Consider the following 3,053-nt stretch of genomic DNA (forward strand, 5'->3'; position numbering starts at 1 on the left):
ATATGCGGGAGTAGCTCAGTTGGTAGAGCGCAACCTTGCCAAGGTTGAGGTCGAGAGTTCGAGACTCTTCTCCCGCTCCAGATTCCGAAGGGGAGCGCAGCTTCCCTTTTTTGTTCATAAGTTGTTCCGCGTTTTGTTTGTGATGATCTAAAAAATTATTCAAATAAAATTGCAGCCCTTGGCGGGGTAGCAAAGTGGTTATGCAGCGGCCTGCAAAGCCGTAGACGCCGGTTCGATCCCGACCCCCGCCTCCAAGAATTTTGATAGTTAAGTTTCGAACTATCATTAAGTAACAAGCTAGCAAATTGCTAGATGCAAGTTGAGTGCCCGAGTGGTGAAACTGGTAGACACATCGGACTTAAAATCCGCCGCTTTCCGTAAAAGGGGCGTGCCGGTTCAATTCCGGCCTCGGGCACCATTCGTTTTTTTAGTAGTTAAAAGAAGTAAGGCCTATGTGCCATATTCAATATTTATAAAATTCGAAAACCCACACTTCTAGAGAAGTGTGGGTTTTTTTATATCTATTCAACAGTGTTTTTTACTTTGAGACTTGAAATGGAAGCGACCAAAGTTATTGAATTTGAACGTCCTCAGATGGATGTTGGTAGTAGTTGTACTGCATCAGCGTGGGCGCGTGTGCCGGATGCGCCGAGTTTGGATGAAAAAAAACTATTGAAAAAGCGTATCGCTGAGTTGCTAAAAGAAAAGCAGGCTGTGTTGGTGGCGCATTATTATGTGGATTCCGACTTGCAGGATCTGGCAGAAGAGACGGGTGGTTGTGTTTCTGATTCTTTGGAAATGGCGCGCTTCGGTCGCGATCATGCAGCTCAGACTTTGATCGTCGCTGGCGTTAAGTTTATGGGCGAGACGGCCAAAATCCTTAGTCCTGAAAAGACTATCTTGATGCCTGATTTAGATGCGACGTGTTCTTTGGATCTTGGTTGTGATCCTGATGAGTTTGCGGCATTTTGTGATGCGCATCCAGATCGTACGGTAGTGGTGTATGCCAATACCAGTGCGGCGGTGAAGGCGCGCGCTGATTGGATGGTGACTTCTAGCGTTGGTTTGGATATCGTTGCACATCTGCATGGGCAAGGAAAAAAAATTCTTTGGGCGCCAGATAAACATTTGGGTGGGTACATTCAAAAGCAGACTGGTGCCGATATGTTGTTGTGGCAAGGTTCATGTCTTGTGCATGATGAGTTTAAAGGAATTGAGTTAGAAATTCTGAAAGAGTCTCATCCTGATGCGAAGATCTTGGTGCATCCAGAGTCACCCGCCGCGGTGGTTGCTTTAGCGGATGTGGTCGGGTCTACGTCGCAATTAATTAATGCGGCAAAAATGATGGATGCGCAGGAATTTATTGTGGCAACTGATAATGGCATTCTGCATAAAATGCAGATGGCTGCGCCTGGTAAGAAATTTATTGTTGCGCCAACGGCTGGCAATAGTGCTACTTGTAAGAGTTGCGCGCACTGCCCGTGGATGGCAATGAATGGTCTGCGTAATCTCTTGCATGTGCTGGAGACTGGTGAGAATCAGATTCAGGTTGATCCAGTAATTGGGCAGCAAGCGAGACGATCCATTGATCGCATGTTGGATTTTGCTGCAGCTCGAAAAGCCAACGTAAAAGCAAGTGGTGATTTAGCGCAAGATGGAAAGTTATTTTCTGGTATTGGCCCAGCTTAAGGATGGCTATGAGTCTTCGAAATACAAATTTACAAAATACGTTTGCGCCTTTCGATATAGAATTGTCGAGCGCTTTGAATGCGAGCGTGGCACTTGCGCTAAGCGAAGATGTGGGAAGTGGTGACTTGACGGGTGAGCTGGTGCCATCCGATGCGAAGGTTATTGCGCATGTTGTGGTGCGTGAAGATGCGGTGCTTTGCGGTGCGCCTTGGTTTGATGCTGTGATGTTTGCGCTTGATGGCTCTGTTGTGGTTGATTGGCAATATGCGGAAGGTGCTCTGATGAGCGCCAATACTGTTGTATGTAAAATTCAGGCGCCGGCGCGTAGCTTATTAACCGCTGAGCGTAGTGCGCTTAATTTTATGCAGCTGTTGTCGGGTGTTGCCACTGCAACGCGTCGTTATGTAGAGTTAATTAAAGGAACGTCCGCTTCGATTTTGGATACGCGTAAGACTTTGCCTGGAATGCGTTTGGCTCAAAAGTATGCTGTGCGTGTTGGTGGTGGAAAAAATCAACGCTTGGCATTGTATGATGGCATTCTGATTAAAGAGAATCATATTGCCGCTGCCGGTGGCATTGTTCCTGCATTGCAGAATGCTAGTCAGCTTATCGCAAAATACGACCGACAAATTAGCGTGCAAATTGAAGTTGAATCTTTGGATGAATTGCGTCTGGCGCTGGATGCTGGTGCGACTTCAATTTTGCTGGATAATTTCGACACTTCGATGATGCGTGAGGCTGTAACCATTAATAGTGGTCGCGCTTTATTAGAGGCTTCTGGTGGTGTGGATTTGACGACGGTGCGTGCGATTGCCGAGACTGGTGTTGATCGTATTTCTATTGGTGCACTTACTAAGGATATTCGCGCGGTGGATTTTTCTTTGCGGGTTCAAGCGTAATTCGTAGTCGATTTCGATGCTTAAAGCGCTCCGCTCGCGGAGCGCTTTGCTTTTTATAGTAAGGTTTTATTTAGTAATTGGCAGGTCAAGGCGGAGATTTATATGATTTATTCAGTTTATCCAAAAAAGTCTTGCCAAAAACGAGTAAGGCTTGCTATAGTTCGCCTCCCGCAGAAATGCGGGGTTGAAATAAGAAAGTATGCAAGCAGCAGTTCGTTGATTTCCTGAAGTTTGAATTGAAGTTGAAGAAACTAAAATTTAAACGGTAGTTAAAACAGGGGGGTTGACGGAAGTAAAGAAGTGCTGCATAATCTCGTTTCTCTGCTGCTGACGAACACAACGCTTCGTAGCAAAAACAAAAACCTTCGGGTGAGTTTAGGTAGAAAAAAATAAGATCTTTAACAATTAACAGTCAATAAATGTGGGCACTTGATAATGAAGCGACTAGCTACTTCGGTAGTTAGG

2 protein-coding genes and 3 tRNA genes are annotated in these 3,053 nt (G+C 45.6%); all 5 read left to right on the forward strand.

The features are described 5' to 3' along the window. The first annotated feature begins 4 nt into the window (after window positions 1-4). The 5 genes from AC1RR2_RS06580 (at window position 5) to nadC (ending at window position 2,588) form a co-directional block, all read left to right on the forward strand. Window positions 5-80, forward strand: a tRNA-Gly gene (locus AC1RR2_RS06580). A 100-nt stretch (window positions 81-180) separates the two neighbouring features. Next, a tRNA-Cys gene (locus tag AC1RR2_RS06585) sits at window positions 181-254 on the forward strand. A 71-nt stretch (window positions 255-325) separates the two neighbouring features. Continuing rightward, window positions 326-418: transfer RNA gene (locus tag AC1RR2_RS06590), tRNA-Leu, on the forward strand. A 137-nt stretch (window positions 419-555) separates the two neighbouring features. Further along, a complete protein-coding gene (nadA, locus tag AC1RR2_RS06595; RefSeq protein ID WP_493221495.1) occupies window positions 556-1,689 on the forward strand; it encodes a quinolinate synthase NadA in 1,134 nt (377 codons plus the stop codon). Window positions 1,690-1,691: 2 nt separating this feature from the next. Beyond that, complete coding sequence (gene nadC / locus AC1RR2_RS06600) at window positions 1,692-2,588, forward strand: carboxylating nicotinate-nucleotide diphosphorylase (protein ID WP_493221496.1); 897 nt, start codon at window positions 1,692-1,694, stop codon at window positions 2,586-2,588. Window positions 2,589-3,053: the final 465 nt, after the last annotated feature.

The organism is Undibacterium sp. GW821-FHT11H02 (assembly GCF_058808015.1).